Source organism: Rhizobium sp. Root1334 (genome assembly GCF_001426665.1).
Taxonomy (GTDB): Bacteria; Pseudomonadota; Alphaproteobacteria; order Rhizobiales; family Rhizobiaceae; genus Pararhizobium.
The window spans coordinates 194,034-209,594 of sequence record NZ_LMEY01000012.1 but is presented as its reverse complement, the minus strand read 5'-3'; the positions used below and the strand labels follow the sequence as shown (position 1 = coordinate 209,594).

General features: G+C 59.2%; 13 protein-coding genes. 4 read left to right on the top strand and 9 right to left on the bottom strand.

Annotated elements, in window-relative coordinates:
* Positions 1–14 precede the first annotated feature (14 nt).
* On the top strand, positions 15–377 hold the full coding sequence (gcvH, locus tag ASD36_RS15045) for a glycine cleavage system protein GcvH (protein ID WP_060505481.1): 363 nt from the start codon (positions 15–17) through the stop codon (positions 375–377).
* Entirely contained in the window at positions 377–3,241 is a 2,865-nt protein-coding gene (gcvP, locus tag ASD36_RS15040) for an aminomethyl-transferring glycine dehydrogenase (RefSeq protein WP_060505482.1), read from the top strand. Before gcvH ends, gcvP begins: the two co-directional genes overlap by 1 nt.
* A 73-nt stretch (positions 3,242–3,314) precedes the next feature.
* Here the strand turns inward: gcvP and ASD36_RS15035 are convergent, their stop codons facing one another.
* The 8 genes from ASD36_RS15035 to ASD36_RS15000 all read right to left on the bottom strand — a co-directional run bounded on the left by ASD36_RS15035 (position 3,315) and on the right by ASD36_RS15000 (position 12,339).
* Positions 3,315–5,189, bottom strand: a complete 1,875-nt coding sequence (locus ASD36_RS15035; protein ID WP_060505483.1) for a PAS domain S-box protein — start codon at positions 5,187–5,189, stop codon at positions 3,315–3,317.
* Between the two features lie 116 nt (positions 5,190–5,305).
* Positions 5,306–5,698, bottom strand: a complete 393-nt coding sequence (gene sufA / locus ASD36_RS15030; protein WP_060505484.1) for a Fe-S cluster assembly scaffold SufA — start codon at positions 5,696–5,698, stop codon at positions 5,306–5,308.
* A 90-nt stretch (positions 5,699–5,788) separates the two neighbouring features.
* A complete protein-coding gene (locus ASD36_RS15025) occupies positions 5,789–6,169 on the bottom strand; it encodes an SUF system Fe-S cluster assembly protein (RefSeq protein ID WP_060505642.1) in 381 nt (126 codons plus the stop codon).
* Between the two features lie 12 nt (positions 6,170–6,181).
* A complete protein-coding gene (locus ASD36_RS15020) occupies positions 6,182–7,423 on the bottom strand; it encodes a cysteine desulfurase (protein ID WP_060505643.1) in 1,242 nt (413 codons plus the stop codon).
* A gap of 13 nt (positions 7,424–7,436) precedes the next feature.
* The gene (gene sufD / locus ASD36_RS15015; protein WP_060505485.1) at positions 7,437–8,711 is read right to left on the bottom strand and encodes a Fe-S cluster assembly protein SufD; all 1,275 of its coding nucleotides are present in this window, start codon (positions 8,709–8,711) and stop codon (positions 7,437–7,439) included.
* 11 nt (positions 8,712–8,722) lie between these two features.
* Positions 8,723–9,478, bottom strand: coding sequence for a Fe-S cluster assembly ATPase SufC (gene sufC, locus ASD36_RS15010; RefSeq protein WP_060505486.1), 756 nt, complete (start codon positions 9,476–9,478; stop codon positions 8,723–8,725).
* Positions 9,479–9,556: 78 nt separating this feature from the next.
* Positions 9,557–11,026 (bottom strand): Fe-S cluster assembly protein SufB, encoded by a 1,470-nt coding sequence (gene sufB / locus ASD36_RS15005; RefSeq protein WP_060505487.1) that lies wholly within the window; start codon positions 11,024–11,026, stop codon positions 9,557–9,559.
* 146 nt (positions 11,027–11,172) lie between these two features.
* Positions 11,173–12,339: a cysteine desulfurase family protein gene (locus ASD36_RS15000; RefSeq protein WP_060511022.1), complete on the bottom strand. Its 1,167-nt coding sequence runs from the start codon at positions 12,337–12,339 to the stop codon at positions 11,173–11,175.
* Between the two features lie 224 nt (positions 12,340–12,563).
* Between ASD36_RS15000 and ASD36_RS14995 the strand changes: the two genes are divergently transcribed.
* Positions 12,564–13,241: an alpha/beta hydrolase gene (locus tag ASD36_RS14995; RefSeq protein WP_037130387.1), complete on the top strand. Its 678-nt coding sequence runs from the start codon at positions 12,564–12,566 to the stop codon at positions 13,239–13,241.
* Positions 13,242–13,542: 301 nt separating this feature from the next.
* The gene (locus tag ASD36_RS14990) at positions 13,543–14,256 is read left to right on the top strand and encodes a DNA helicase (protein WP_060505489.1); all 714 of its coding nucleotides are present in this window, start codon (positions 13,543–13,545) and stop codon (positions 14,254–14,256) included.
* A 60-nt stretch (positions 14,257–14,316) separates the two neighbouring features.
* Here ASD36_RS14990 and ASD36_RS14985 read toward each other — a convergent pair whose 3' ends face one another.
* Entirely contained in the window at positions 14,317–15,510 is a 1,194-nt protein-coding gene (locus ASD36_RS14985) for a GGDEF domain-containing protein (RefSeq protein WP_060505490.1), read from the bottom strand.
* Positions 15,511–15,561 lie beyond the last annotated feature (51 nt).

Here is a 15,561-nt window from a genome sequence, read left to right as displayed (position 1 = left end):
AGGAGCTGAACCCCATGCTGAAATTTACCGATGAACATGAATGGCTGAAAATCGAGGGTGATATCGCAACCGTGGGCATTACCGCCCATGCTGCCGAGCAGCTTGGCGACCTCGTCTTTGTGGAACTGCCGGAATCCGGCACGGCGCTGGACAAGGGCGCGACCGCAGCCACCGTTGAATCCGTCAAGGCTGCCTCCGACGTCTATTGTCCGCTTGATGGCGAGATCGTCGAAAGCAACCAGGCCATCGTCGATGATCCGGCATTGGTCAACAGCGACCCGCAGGGCGCCGGCTGGTTCTTCAAGCTGAAACTCTCCGACCCGTCGGCCGTCAACGCGCTTCTCGACGAAGCAGCTTACAAGGAGCTTATCGCCTGATGAGCATGCCGAAGGATTTCACCTTTACCGACTACAAGCCGTATGACTTTGCCAACCGGCGTCATATCGGCCCCTCGCCCGATGAAATGACGGCGATGCTCAAGGTCGTCGGCTATCCCAGCCTCGACGCCATGATCGACGACACTGTTCCGCCGTCGATCCGCCAGAAGTCCCCGCTTGCCTGGGGCGCCGCAATGACCGAGCGTGAAGCGCTCGACAAGATGCGCGAAACGGCCAACCTCAACAAGAAGCTCGTGTCGCTGATCGGCCAGGGCTATTACGGCACGATCACACCGCCGGTCATCCAGCGCAACATCCTGGAAAATCCGGCCTGGTACACGGCCTACACGCCGTATCAGCCGGAAATCAGCCAGGGCCGCCTTGAGGCTCTGCTCAACTACCAGACGATGGTCTGCGACCTGACTGGCCTCGATGTCGCCAATGCCTCGCTGCTCGATGAGGCAACGGCTGCCGCCGAAGCCATGGCCATGGCCGAACGTGTGGCAAAATCGAAGGCGAAGGCCTTCTTCGTCGATGAAAACTGCCACCCGCAGACCATTGCGCTTCTGAAGACCCGCGCGGAGCCGCTCGGCTGGTCGATCGTCATCGGCAACCCGTTCACCGATCTCGATCCGGTCGATGTCTTCGGTGCGATCTTCCAGTATCCGGGCACCTATGGCCATGTTCACGATTTCACCGGCCTGATTGCACGTCTGCACCAGACGGGTGCAATCGCCACGGTCGCTGCCGACCCTCTGGCGCTGGCGCTGCTGAAATCTCCTGGCGAAATGGGCGCCGATATCGCCATCGGCTGCACCCAGCGCTTTGGCGTACCGGTCGGTTACGGTGGCCCGCATGCGGCTTACATGGCAGTCAAGGATGCCTACAAGCGCTCGATGCCCGGCCGTCTGGTCGGCGTCTCGCAGGATAGCCGCGGCAACCGTGCCTATCGCCTGTCGCTGCAGACCCGCGAACAGCATATCCGCCGCGAAAAGGCGACGTCGAACATCTGCACCGCGCAGGTCCTGCTTGCCGTCATGGCCTCGATGTATGCCGTCTTCCACGGTCCCAAGGGTATCAAAGCCATCGCCCAGAGCGTCCACCAGAAGGCCGTTCTTCTGGCGCTTGGCCTCGAAAAGCTTGGCTACAAGGTCGAGCCGGATGTGTTCTTCGACACGGTGACCGTCGATGTCGGCAAGCTGCAGGGCATCATCCTGAAGACGGCCGTGGCCGAAGAAGTCAACCTTCGCCGCATCGGTACCACCAAGATTGGCATCAGCCTCGACGAGCGTTCGCGGCCGGTCACGCTGGAAGCCGTCTGGCGCGCATTTGGCGGTGATTTCAAGGTCGAGGATTTCGACGCGGGTTATCGCCTGCCCGAAACCCTGCTGCGCACCAGTGAATACCTGACGCATCCGATCTTCCACATGAACCGGGCGGAAAGCGAAATGACCCGCTATATCCGCCGGCTGTCGGACCGGGACCTGGCGCTCGACCGCTCAATGATCCCGCTCGGCTCCTGCACGATGAAGCTGAACGCGACAGCGGAAATGCTGCCGATCACCTGGCCGGAATTTTCTGAAATCCACCCCTTCGTGCCGGCCGACCAGGCCGAAGGTTACCGTCACATGATCACTGATCTGTCGCAGAAGCTCTGCCAGATCACCGGTTATGACGCTGTTTCCATGCAGCCGAATTCGGGTGCACAGGGCGAGTATGCCGGACTTCTGACGATCCGCGCCTATCACCGCGCCAATGGCAACGGCCATCGCGATGTCTGCCTGATCCCGACATCGGCGCATGGCACCAACCCGGCCTCGGCCCAGATGGTCGGCATGAAGGTCGTCGTTATCAAGGTCAGTGACAACGGCGATATCGACATGGACGATTTCCGCGCAAAGGCGGAGCAGCATGCCGAGAACCTGTCCTGCTGCATGATCACCTACCCGTCGACCCACGGCGTGTTCGAGGAAAATGTCCGCGACATCTGCGACATCGTCCACAAGCATGGCGGTCAGGTCTATATCGACGGCGCCAACATGAACGCCATGGTCGGCCTTGCCCGGCCCGGCGATATCGGCGGCGATGTCAGTCACCTCAACCTGCACAAGACCTTCTGCATTCCGCATGGCGGCGGCGGTCCAGGCATGGGGCCGATCGGCGTCAAGGCGCATCTTGCTCCTTACCTGCCCGGCCATCCGGAAACCGATGGCGGCGAAGGTGCGGTTTCGGCGGCGCCGTTCGGCTCCGCCTCCATCCTGCCAATCTCCTGGAGCTATTGCCTGATGATGGGCGGCGAAGGGCTGACGCAGGCGACCAAGGTGGCGATCCTCAACGCCAACTATATCGCAGCCCGGCTGAAGGGTGCCTATGACGTGCTCTACAAGTCGGCCAAGGGTCGTGTCGCGCATGAATGCATCATCGATACCCGTCCGCTGGTCGACAGCGCCGGCGTCACCGTCGATGACGTGGCCAAGCGCCTGATCGACTGCGGCTTCCACGCCCCGACCATGAGCTGGCCGGTGGCCGGCACGCTGATGATCGAGCCGACGGAATCGGAAACCAAGGCCGAGCTCGACCGCTTCTGCGACGCCATGCTGGCGATCCGTGCCGAAGCGCAGGCGATCGAAGACGGCAAGATGGACCGGACGAACAACCCGTTGAAGAATGCTCCGCATACGGTTGAAGATCTCGTCGGCGAATGGGACCGTCCCTATTCGCGCGAACAGGCCTGCTACCCGCCGGGCGCCTTCCGCGTCGACAAATACTGGTCGCCGGTCAACCGCGTCGACAATGTCTTTGGTGACCGCAATCTGGTCTGCACCTGCCCGCCCCTGGAAGACTACGCCGAGGCGGCAGAATAGCAAAAACAGAAAGGGGCGCTTGATGTGCCCCTTTTTCATATCCAAGCTGCTTCAACCAACACCTGCCCGAGTTTTACGGTGCATGAGATTGGTGTGGAAACGACACGACGAAACGTGCCCCTCGTGTGAATGCGGGATCAAGCGCGATCGTTCCACCGTGGCTCTCGGCGATCCGTTTTGCCAGCGCCAGGCCGATACCCGTTCCCGGGTAGACGGTCTCATCCCGGTGCAGGCGCTGGAACACGTCGAATATCTTCCTGGAGAAACGCGGGTCGACGCCGATGCCATTGTCTTCGAAGAACATTCGCACGGTGTCCCCCTCCGTTTCGGCGTAGATCCGCACCACCGGTTTCACGTCCTCCCGGCGGTACTTGATGGCATTGCCAATCAGGTTCTGGCAAAGGCGTTGCAGGAGCTCAGGATCGCCTTTCAGCTGTGGCAAAGCTGAAACCTCGATACTGGCGCCGGCTTCTTGAATGAAGCTGTCGAGGTTGAGGATCGTGTCGGAAATCACGTCGGCCATCGAGACGATGTGCCAACTGCCAATTTCGTCGGCGATCTGGGCATAATCAAGGAGGCTGTCAATCAACTGGCCCATCCGCCGCGCACTCTGGCGTAGATGGCCGGCATAGACAGGCAGCTCTTCAAGGTTTCCGCTGGCCACATCCTCGACCATCATTTCCGAAAACATCGCCATATGGCGCAGCGGCGCTTTCAGATCATGCGACACCGTTCCGGTAAACTGGTGAAGGGCATCATTTTTTCGCTGCAACTCGACGGTCTGCTGAGCGATACGTTGCTGTTGCTGCTTCAACTCGGTGATATCGCGGCCAACGGTGACGTACTCTGCCAGCTTGCCGCCATCGAAGACTGCGATATTCGACCAGAATAGCCATAGATCGCTGCCATCGGGCAACTTGCGGTGTTGCTCGCGTGCGGCAAGTGGCTCCTCGATCGACAGGTTTTTCAGCGTGTTGACCAGCGTCTCCCGGTCTCTTTGCGGAACGAAATCGAGAAGCGGTCTTCCAACAAGGTCATCGGCCAGCACCCCAATCCACTGCGCATAGCGCTCGTTGACAAACGTGTACGTAAGATCAGGAGAAATGCGGCAGATGAAGTCTGGGATATTCTGGACCAGCGTGTAGTATTCCAGCCGTTGCCTATCGAGCGCGATCTGAGCTCGCTTCAAGTCTGTCACATCGATGCGAAGCGCCACGGTATTGCCATCAGGCGTCTTCGAATCCTCGATACGCAACCACCGGCCGTCGCCATATTCGAAGATCTGGTTATCGCCGTCAGGATTGCGGAAGGCGCGCATCCTGCTTTCCAGCCAAGCCGTGGCCTGTCGCGATCCGGCAGGTGCATTGGGGTAATGCCCTGCCTCGTGGACAGCAGTCATGATCTCTTCCGCGGTCATGCCAATCGTCAGATGCGGTCCCGCCGCGCCGCAGATCCGCTTATAGGCGTCGTTGTAGACGACGATCCGCTCGTTCGCGTCGAAGATTGCAAATCCTTCCGGAATAGCCTGCAGCGCCGTGTCAAGGATTTCTCCGGTTTTCCTGCGTTCCCGATCAAGCTCGAGATAATCCGAAATGTCCCGGATAATGGCAACGAACCCCATCTTTTCACCAGCTTCGTTGACGACCGCCGTGACCCGCAATCGCGCGGTGAAAACAGTTTCGTCAACGCGGCGGTAACGGTAGATACCCTCGGCAAAGCGGCTGACGGCCAGCACTTCCAGGCTCTGGCGCCGTGCCCGTTCGAAGTCCCTGTCTGTGGCATACAGAGCCCGCACCGGGCCGCCTACAACGTCTTCCGCCGCGTAGCCGAACTGTTTCAGAGCCGAAGCGCTGACCGACAGAATCGTGTGGTCGATATCTGCGAAAATGATTGGATCGGGAAAATTATCATACAATGCTTGAACGAAATCTGTCTGCGCTGCCGGCATTCTCTATTCCACCCCGCCCACCCTGTGAGCAGCCCATAAGAACAGAAAAAGAGACTGGCGCATACCAGTCTCTTTATGAGTTTCCGACAGAGCGCCGCGCAACAGCGGCAGGATGTTTAGCCGGCACGAACGACAGCATCGCCCTTTGCCGCAAGTGCCGCCAGATCGGCGGGCTTCAACTCGACAGATTCGCCGCAGCCGCAAGCCGATGTCTGATTCGGGTTATTGAAGGTAAACCCCGAACGCAATGTCGTGACTTCGAAGTCCATCCGGGTCCCGAGGAGATAAAGTACGGCTTCCGGTGCAACCCAGACCTTGGCACCCTGATGTTCGACAAGGTCATCCTTGGGGTTGGCAGCCGTCACCAGATCGATGGCATATTCCATGCCGGCGCAACCACCCTTCTTGATCCCGACGCGGATGCCCTGGGCATCACCACTGGCATTTTCGACGATCGCCTTGACGCGGCCTGCCGCCGCATCGCTCAAACTCATGACTGCAAAGCCCATGGGCCGTTCTCCTTGTAGCAACCAGGTTCAAGGCCTGACGCTTTCCGAGTCCAGAATGTAATGCGCAGCGGTTAAGGGATCAATACGCGATCAATACCAGCCGACCGCAACCTGAGCCTCTTCCGACATGCGATCCGGCGTCCACGGCGGATCGAAAGTCATCGAGACTTCGACGCCAGACACGCCTTCGACCGCGCCGACGGCGTTTTCGACCCAGCCGGGCATTTCACCGGCAACAGGGCAGCCGGGTGCTGTCAGCGTCATGGCGATCTTGACCATGCGGTCGTCTTCGATGTCGATCTTGTAGATCAGACCGAGTTCGAAAATGTCGGCCGGAATCTCCGGGTCATAAACGGTCTTCAGCGCGGAAATCACATCGTCGCTGAGGCGCGCCAGTTCGTCCGCCGGAATGGCGGAATGGACGATCCCGTCGCGGACGTCGATCTTGTCTTCTGTCGTATCAAGGCTCATCGGCATATGTCCTTACGCAAAGAATTTGCGGGCTTGCTCAAGCGCATCCACCAGCACATCGACTTCGGCCCGCGTATTGTAAAGGCCAAAGGATGCACGGCATGTGGAGGTCACGCCGAAGCGTTTCAAGAGCGGCTGGGCGCAATGCGTGCCTGCCCTCACAGCAACTCCTGCCCGGTCGATCACCATCGACACGTCATGGGCATGGATACCTTCAAGCTCAAAGGAAAAGATCCCCCCTTTGCCCGGCGCCGTTCCGATGACGCGCAGCGAGTTGACGGTCGACAGACGCTCCTGCGCATAGGCAGCAAGATCGGCCTCATGCGCAGCAATCGCCGCCCGGCCGACATTCTCCATGTAATCCAGCGCATAGCCGAGACCGATTGCCTGGACGATCGGCGGCGTGCCGGCTTCAAAACGATGCGGCGGTTCGTTGTAGGTAACCGCGTCTTCGGTCACCTCGACGATCATCTCGCCACCGCCCATGAAGGGCTGCATCTGCTTCAACCGGTCCATCTTGCCGTAGAGCACACCGATGCCCGAAGGACCGTAAAGCTTGTGGCCGGTCATCACGTACCAGTCGCAGTCGAGATCCTGCACATCGACCGGCATATGAACGGCCGCCTGGCTGCCATCGACCAGCACGGGAATACCACGTTCGCGGGCAATCCTGCAGATTTCCTTGATCGGAACGACCGTGCCGAGCGCATTCGACATATGGGTGATGGCAATCAGCTTGGTCTTATCGGTCAGGCATTTGACGAAATCGTCGATATGGAAAGCGCCCTGATCATCGACCGGCACCCAGACCAGCTTGGCACCCTGGCGTTCGCGGATGAAATGCCACGGCACGATATTGGAATGATGCTCCATGATCGAGACGACGATCTCGTCGCCATCGTCGATCTTCGGCATACCGTAGCCATAGGCAACCGTATTGATCGCCTCGGTCGACGATTTCGTGAAGATGATGTTGTCGACCGACGGCGCGTTCAGGAACCGGCGCACCTTTTCGCGGGCGCCTTCATAGGCGTCCGTCGCGGCATTCGACAAGAAATGCAGGCCGCGATGGACATTGGCATATTCATTGGCGTAGGCATGGGCAACGGCATCGATCACGGCCTGCGGCTTCTGCGCCGACGCGCCGTTGTCGAGATAGACCAACGGCTTGCCGTAGACGGTTCGCGAAAGGATCGGAAAATCCCTGCGGATCGCTTCGACGTCATAGGCGGGCACCGGCACCACATGTTCCATGTCCATGATCCAATCAGGCGTGCTTTTCGAGCCAGGCGGCGATGATCGTTTCCAGCGTCTCGATCAGTCCCTCGTCTTCGAGTTCCTCGACAATCTCGTCGACGAACGCGTTGACCAGCATGGCCCGGGCCTTGTTTTCCGGAATGCCGCGTGCACGCAGGTAATAGAGATGCGTCGGGTTGATGTCGATGACGGTGGCACCATGGCCGCACTGGACGTCGTCGGCAAAGATTTCCAGCTCCGGCTTGGCCGAGAAATCGGCGTCGTCGGAGAGTAGCAGCGTGTTGCACGCCATCTTCGCGTCGGTCTTTTGCGCATCCGGCGCAACCCGGATCTGGCCCTGGAATACACCCTTGGCGCGATCGAACAGCACGTTGCGGAGGATTTCCGTCGATGTCGTGTTCGGCACGTCATGGCCGAGCGTGAAGGTCACGTCGGTATGGGTTTCCGCGCCCAGCAGGTTGATGCCGCGCAACTTGAAGTCCGCACCTTCGCCGGTCGTAACGCCATGAACTTCCTGGCGCACCAGCTTGCCACCGGCATTGATGATGAACAGCCGCAGCTTGGCATTGGTGCCGAGGTCGAAATTCACCTGGGCGAGATGGCTGTCACTTGCGCCCTGCTGCTGCAGGATAATCCAGGTGATCTCAGCACCTTCATCGAGGATCAGGTCGCTGACAACCGTAACCAGGCTGGCCGCATCATTGACCGAGAGATGGCGCTCGATGATCGTTGCCTTGGAATTGGCACCGAAGGTCACCGGAAAGCGCGAATGGCTCTGGCCGGCGCTCTGCACCAGCTGGAACTCAACCGGCTGTTCCAGCTCGGTCCCCTCGGGCACTTCGATCTCGAAACCGTCGCGCACGAAGCTGCCATTGATCCGCCCGATCGCGTCGTCCTGATCGCGCTCGACCAGATCGGCAGCGGCAACGCCGTCGATCAGGCTTTCAGCATAGGAGCGCACATTGATACCGGCCGGCAGGTTTCGCGTATCAGCCTTGCCGTTCAGGACCGAAAGCACCGACGAGCCCGGAACCAGCGGGTCGACCTTCTCAGCAAACGCCGTCGGATCAAACGCCGGAACGACACGCAAAAGTGCACGCAGGTCCGTATAGTGCCAGGATTCGACGCGGCGCGTCGGCAGCCCCTGCTGCCTCAGATTCGCCAGCAGGCTATCGCGGGCAGACAGTACGGCGCCTTCGCCCGGCAGTTCGCCGATCTGGGCCGTATAGGCATCGACGAGGGCCGTCTCGGCGGCCGTCATCGTGATTGCCGTTTGCATGTTCATCGCCTCACTCCTCAAGCAGCCGCATCAATGATGTCGGCATAACCATTGGCTTCGAGATCGAGCGCCAGCGACTTGTCGCCGGACTTGATGATCTGGCCCTTGTAGAGAACGTGGACGCTATCGGGAACGATGTATTCGAGCAGGCGCTGGTAGTGGGTGATGACGATCACCGCACGATCCGGCGAACGCAGCGCATTGACACCATCCGAAACGATCTTCAGCGCATCGATGTCGAGGCCGCTGTCGGTTTCGTCGAGCACGCAGAGCTTTGGCTCCAGCAGCGCCATCTGCAGGATTTCGGCGCGCTTCTTCTCGCCGCCGGAGAAACCGACGTTGAGCGGACGCTTGAGCATATCCGGGTTGATCTGCAGCTTGGCCGCAGCATCCTTGACCCGGCGGATGAAGTCCGGTGTCGAAAGCTCGTCTTCGCCGCGATACTTGCGTTGCTCGTTGAGCGCGACCTTGAGAAACTGCATGGTTGCAACGCCGGGGATTTCGACCGGATACTGGAAGGCAAGGAAGATACCCTTGGCAGCGCGCTCGGATGGGTCGAGCTCAAGAATGCTCTCGCCGTTGTAAAGAATGTCGCCTTCGGTGACTTCATAGTCTTCGCGGCCCGACAGGATATAGGACAGCGTCGACTTTCCGGAGCCGTTCGGCCCCATGATGGCAGCGACTTCGCCGGCCTTCACGGTCAGGTTCAGGCCACGGATGATCTCGGTACCGTCTTCGGCAATGCGGGCATGGAGGTTTCTGATTTCAAGCATGTTACGTCGTCCTCTTGGGAAACGAATAGATTTTTGGCGCGACTATCGGCGCACCACGTTCAAAAATGCGGGTCGCGATTAACCGACCGAGCCTTCCAGCGAAATCCCGATGAGCTTCTGCGCTTCGACCGCGAATTCCATCGGCAGTTCTTGGATGACTTCCTTGACGAAGCCGTTGACGATCAGTGCGATCGCCGCTTCCGTCGGGATGCCCCGCTGCAGGCAGTAGAACAGCTGGTCTTCGGAAATTTTCGAGGTGGTCGCCTCATGCTCGAACTGAGCCGAGGAGTTGCGCGCCTCGATATAGGGCACGGTATGCGCACCGCACTTGTCGCCGATCAGGAGCGAGTCGCACTGGGTGAAGTTGCGCGCATTCTCCGCCTTGCGATGGGTCGAGACCTGGCCGCGATAGGTGTTCTGGCTGAAGCCGGCCGCAATGCCCTTGGAAACGATGCGGCTCGACGTGTTCTTGCCGAGATGGATCATCTTGGTGCCGCTGTCGATCTGCTGATGACCGTTGGAGACGGCGATCGAGTAGAACTCGCCACGAGAACCATCGCCACGCAGGATGCAAGACGGATACTTCCAGGTGATCGCCGAGCCGGTTTCGACCTGCGTCCACGAAATCTTCGAGTTCTTGCCGCGGCAATCGCCACGCTTGGTAACGAAGTTGTAGATGCCGCCCTTGCCTTCCTTGTCGCCCGGATACCAGTTCTGGACGGTGGAATACTTGATCTCGGCATCGTCAAGCGCAACAAGCTCGACGACCGCCGCATGCAGCTGGTTTTCGTCGCGCTGCGGCGCCGTGCAGCCTTCGAGATAGGACACATAGGCGCCCTCTTCCGCGATGATCAGCGTGCGCTCGAACTGGCCGGTGCCCTTCTCGTTGATACGGAAATAGGTCGACAGTTCCATCGGGCAGCGAACGCCCTTGGGGATGTAGACGAACGAACCATCGGTGAAGACGGCGCTGTTCAGCGTCGCATAATAGTTGTCGGTGGTCGGAACGACAGTACCGAGATATTTCTTCACCAGATCCGGATGTTCGCGGATGGCTTCCGAGATCGACATGAAGATCACGCCGGCCTTCTTCAGCTCCTCCTTGAAGGTCGTCACGACCGAAACGGAATCGAACACGGCATCGACGGCGATGCGCGGCGTCTTCACGCCTGCGAGGATTTCCTGCTCGCGCAAGGGAATGCCGAGCTTTTCATAGACCCGCAGAAGCTCGGGATCGACATCATCGATCGAGGTCGGGCCGGGCGTGCTCTTCGGCGCGGCGTAAAAGTAAATCTCGTTGAAATCGATCTTCGGATAGTTGACGCGCGCCCATGTCGGCTCTTCCAGCGTCAGCCAGCGCTGATACGCCTCCAGACGCCATTCGAGCATCCAGTCCGGTTCGTTCTTCTTTGCCGAAATGAAGCGGATGATGTCTTCGGACAGGCCTTTGGGCGCCTTGTCCATTTCGATCGTCGTCTCAAACCCGTATTTGTACTGGTCCACATCAATCAGGGCGACCTGATCGATTGTTTCCTGCACGGCAGCCATGTCGTTCTCCAATCTCGCCGGATACAAGGTCCGGCAGCTTGTCAGCACGATACTATGTTCGTTGTATCGCCTATGTAGTGGGCTAAAGGGGCATTTTCACCCCGTTTGCCAAGCGGAAAATTCAATTTCCGCAATTTAATTCAGAGTCAAGCCGCAGCCCCCGAAAGCCTGCGCCGCGATGCGACCCTGGTAAAGACTTCCACGCACCGGTCGATGTCCACCTCTGTCGTTGATGGACCGATCGAAATCCGCAGCGCGCCATGGCGCGGATCGTGCCCCATTGCCGACAGAACGTAGCTCTGGCCGACCTTACCGGACGAGCAGGCGGAGCCAGCAGACAGTGCCACCCCCTCCAGATCGAAGGCAATCTGCCCGGTCTCGGATTTCAATCCAGGCAACGTGAAGAAGCAGGTATTGCCGATGCGTACGCCATCACGGCCATGAATGATGACATCGGGTGCCGCTGCGATCATCGCGGCTTCCAGCCGGTCGCGCAGCACGGAAACGTCCGTCATCCGGCCTTCCAGATTGTCAGCCGCCAACCGCGCTGCCGCACCAAACCCGGCAATCGCGGCGGGATTTTCAGTTCCGGAACGATGACCCTTTTCCTGGCCGCCGCCACGGATCAGCGCTGCAGGCATCAGGATTTCGCCGCGCGCCACCAGAGCACCGGCTCCTTTTGGTCCGCCAATCTTATGCGATGAGATGATCAGGAAGTCCGCACCAAGCGTCTCAATCGACAGCGGCAACCGTCCCGCGGCTTGAACCGCATCAACGACAAGGATGCCGCCGGCGGTCTTGACCAGGCGGGACACCCCTTCGATCGGCTGGACAATGCCCGTCTCGTTGTTGGCCAGCATCACCGCAACCATCGGCAGGCCGGACTGCCGGTCATGGACGGCCAGGGCTGCCTCAAGGGCGGCCAGATCGATTGTTCCTGCCGGCGTCACCGCAATTTCGCTGACATTGGCTTTACCGAAACACCCGCCTTCGCGAACCGCCGGATGCTCGATCGCCGATATGTAGAGATGGCCGATCGCTAGCGGCGTCGTGCCCATGCGGAAATCCGGCGTCAGCACCCAGTTCGCCGCTTCCGTAGCACCACTGGTAAAGGTCACGCTGGCGGCAGCGGCACCGCAAAGGGCTGCGACATCACGGCGGGCATTCTCGATCAATGTGCGGATTTTACGGCCTTCGCCATGCACCGATGATGGGTTTCCAGGCAGATCAAGCGCATCAAGGCACGCCTCGCGCGCGGCCGGCAAGAGCGGCGCGGTGGCATTCCAATCCATATAGATACGCTCTTGTCCCATATTCCCTTGCCAAAGATGAACTGGCTGCCATGTAAAGGCATGCGGCCGGTGCATTTTCCTTGAATTTTTCGCTTCGCTTGCCGTAAGAGACAGCACTCGCCACGGAAAGTCCGTGTCAAAGTTTTGAATGGTTCTAAACTGGTTTTAGAAAAGCTGACTGCTTTCGTCAAGACTGCATCAGCGCTGAGCCGGTTTTTAATACCAGAATCAAGCCCGGAGAGCCAATGCCCGAAATCATCTTCAACGGACCGGCCGGTCGCCTCGAAGGCCGTTACCAGCCGTCCAAGCAGAAGAATGCCCCGATCGCCATCGTCCTGCATCCGCATCCGCAGTTTGGCGGCACGATGAACAACCAGATCGTCTACCAGCTGTTCTATATGTTCCAGAAGCGCGGCTTCACGACACTCCGGTTCAATTTCCGCTCGATCGGCCGCAGCCAGGGCGAATTTGACCACGGCGCCGGCGAGCTCTCGGATGCCGCATCGGCACTCGACTGGGTACAAAGCATGCACCCGGATTCGAAAAGCTGCTGGGTCGCAGGCTATTCCTTCGGCGCCTGGATTGGCATGCAGCTTCTGATGCGCCGTCCAGAAATCGAAGGCTTCATGTCGATTGCGCCGCAGCCGAACACCTATGACTTCTCTTTCCTTGCGCCCTGCCCCTCGTCCGGCCTGATCATCAATGGCGATCTCGACAAGGTGGCGCCGGAAAAGGACGTCAACAATCTCGTTGACAAGCTGAAGGCCCAGAAGGGCATCCTGATCACCCACAAGACGGTGCCAGGTGCCAACCACTTCTTCAACGGCCAGGTCGATACGCTGATGGCTGAATGCGAGGACTACCTCGACCGTCGCCTGAACGGCGAACTGACACCGGAACCGGCGGCAAAGCGCATCCGCTAACGGCTTAAAGAGCTGGTATCCCCCGGCTCTAGGTTTTTCAAATGGCACCCTGCGTCCTCAAGCGTCGCAAGGTGCCATTTTTTTTGCATTACAGAACCGCCGGTTCAGCCCGGGCAACACTGCGCTTCCGTCTTGTTGTCATTTCCGACTCGCGATATTGATTGAGGTACAGGCTTGGCCCGCGCCTCCTCCCTCCAATCGGGGAAGTATCGTTCATACGGGGTATTTCCATCATCGAGCCATCTGTTCGAGCGCCGCATAAGGAGGGATTGCGTTTTCTGCTCGCAATGGAGGTTTTGTGATGAGGCTATCCACCCCGGTCTACCAGTTGAAACGCCGCGCCAAGCTCTTGGCCCGCGATGAAAAAATTTCCCTGCATGCCGCCTTGGATCGCATTGCAAGCCAGGAGGGTTTTGCCGGATGGAGCTTGCTTGCTGCGCAAATTGCAGAAAGTTCCGGCGAAACGAACATCCTGTCCCGGCTTTGCGATGGCGATATCATCCTGCTGGGAGCCCGGCCCGGACATGGCAAAACGCTACTGGGATTAAAGCTCCTGCTCGATGCGATCCGTGATGGCCGCAGGGGCATCTTCTTTACTCTCGAATATACCGAGCATGAGACCCGGCAACGCATCCGGTCACTGCAAGGCGAAACACCTGGCCTTGGTGAACTCGTGGAAATCGTCACCGATGATGATATCTGCGCCGATTACATGATCCGTCATCTTGACGATGCCCCCCGCGGAACGGTCGCCGTCATCGACTATCTGCAGATTCTCGATCAGCGCAGAACCAAGCCCGAGCTTTCGCAGCAACTCGCGGCACTTCAGGCTTTCGCAGAAAAGGCCGGGATCATTCTGGCCTTTATATCACAGATCGATCGTGCGTATCGGCCTGACGAAAAGCCGCTGCCAGGCATGCAAGACATTCGCCTGCCCAACCGGTTCGACACGGGAATTTTTTCCAAGGCGTGCTTCCTGCACGAAGGCAAGGCGCGGTTTCAAGTGATTGCCTGATTGTCCAGTCTGCCGGGTGATCGCCCGGCAGACGACTCGCCCACCTGCCTGATAAAACAGTCAGGCCTGTGCCTGCCATTCCTGCGGGCTGTTGGCCGTGGACGCGCCTGCACGGTTTACCCGGTTGCGTCCGCCCTTCTTGGCATCGTAGAGGGCCGCGTCAGCCCCCTTGATTGCGTCGGCGATCGAATCACCCGGGGCTGCGAGCGCGCAAACGCCAAAACTGGCCGAGAGGCGAACCGTATCCGGCAATCCGCTGATCGCCATTGATGAGAACGTATTGCGCAGTCCCTGGGCGAAGAGATAGCCCGTGGCCATGCTGGTGGACGGCAAAAAGATGGCAAATTCCTCGCCGCCAAAACGTGCGCAAATCGCCTCCGGCGGAGCGTGTCCGGCGAGCATGCGGCCAAAGGCAAGGATGACCTGATCGCCGGCGGCATGTCCGTAGGTATCATTTACCGACTTGAAGTGGTCGAGATCACAAACGATCACGCAATGGGGATAGGCGGACACGGGGCGCGCAAGAATCTGGTTCACTCTTCCATCGAAACCGCGCCGGTTCAAAAGTCCTGACAGAGGATCGATTTCCGAGTTTGCCTTGGCGTCGTCCATGATTTCAAGCACGATGACGGCCAGCAATGTCAGCCCGGTGGAGACGACCAGAACGGCACTGATGCTCTGGGAAACCAGCGCATAGGTGCTGCCAAGATAGGCCTGTGCCGTGCTTCCGCCGCTGAAGATCACGGCAAAATAGACCCTGCTGGCAAAATTCCCGGCCGTGATCAGCAGCAGGGCCATAAGTATCCGGTCGCCCGTCTCGCGGCGCCCGGACCGGTAGATCGCAACGGCGCACATCAATTCCGCAATGGCAAACGGCGCCTGGTAGCCAAGCGAATGCACAAAGGTGCCTCGTGGCAGGTCGAAGATCATCAGGTTGAGGGGAAGTGCAGTGCACAGAAGCGTAGTTGTCGCCCAGATGTTTGACGGAACCGCGTAGAGCCGGCCAATGCCGATGCGGATCATCACGAGTGCGATCAGCAGAGAACTGAAAGCGCCGAAACTGGCGAAGCGGTCGAAATCACCATAGCGGATGGCAACTTCAAAAACGGCGGACAGCGATGCAACAGCAAAGGCGACCGCAAACCAGCGTCCGGCAGCGGGAATGCGGCTGCGTCTGGAGATGACGAGAAAAAACACGCAAAAAAGTTGCGCTATCAGGAAGTTGACCGTCAGGAGGAAAAGCGCGCCGTTCATCTCTACGTCCGTTTCGAGTCCGCACCCGCCGCGCGTTCTCTTCCACCATGC

Excerpts from the sequence above, each read along its gene's own strand:
- gcvH (WP_060505481.1), top strand. The coding sequence starts at position 15 with ATGCTGAAATTTACCGATGAACATGAATGGCTGAAAATCGAGGGTGAT.
- gcvP (WP_060505482.1), top strand. The coding sequence starts at position 377 with ATGAGCATGCCGAAGGATTTCACCTTTACCGACTACAAGCCGTATGAC.
- ASD36_RS15035 (WP_060505483.1), bottom strand. The coding sequence starts at position 5,189 with ATGCCGGCAGCGCAGACAGATTTCGTTCAAGCATTGTATGATAATTTT.
- sufA (WP_060505484.1), bottom strand. The coding sequence starts at position 5,698 with ATGGGCTTTGCAGTCATGAGTTTGAGCGATGCGGCGGCAGGCCGCGTC.
- ASD36_RS15025 (WP_060505642.1), bottom strand. The coding sequence starts at position 6,169 with ATGAGCCTTGATACGACAGAAGACAAGATCGACGTCCGCGACGGGATC.
- ASD36_RS15020 (WP_060505643.1), bottom strand. The coding sequence starts at position 7,423 with ATGGAACATGTGGTGCCGGTGCCCGCCTATGACGTCGAAGCGATCCGC.
- sufD (WP_060505485.1), bottom strand. The coding sequence starts at position 8,711 with ATGAACATGCAAACGGCAATCACGATGACGGCCGCCGAGACGGCCCTC.
- sufC (WP_060505486.1), bottom strand. The coding sequence starts at position 9,478 with ATGCTTGAAATCAGAAACCTCCATGCCCGCATTGCCGAAGACGGTACC.
- sufB (WP_060505487.1), bottom strand. The coding sequence starts at position 11,026 with ATGGCTGCCGTGCAGGAAACAATCGATCAGGTCGCCCTGATTGATGTG.
- ASD36_RS15000 (WP_060511022.1), bottom strand. The coding sequence starts at position 12,339 with ATGGGACAAGAGCGTATCTATATGGATTGGAATGCCACCGCGCCGCTC.
- ASD36_RS14995 (WP_037130387.1), top strand. The coding sequence starts at position 12,564 with ATGCCCGAAATCATCTTCAACGGACCGGCCGGTCGCCTCGAAGGCCGT.
- ASD36_RS14990 (WP_060505489.1), top strand. The coding sequence starts at position 13,543 with ATGAGGCTATCCACCCCGGTCTACCAGTTGAAACGCCGCGCCAAGCTC.
- ASD36_RS14985 (WP_060505490.1), bottom strand. The coding sequence starts at position 15,510 with ATGAACGGCGCGCTTTTCCTCCTGACGGTCAACTTCCTGATAGCGCAA.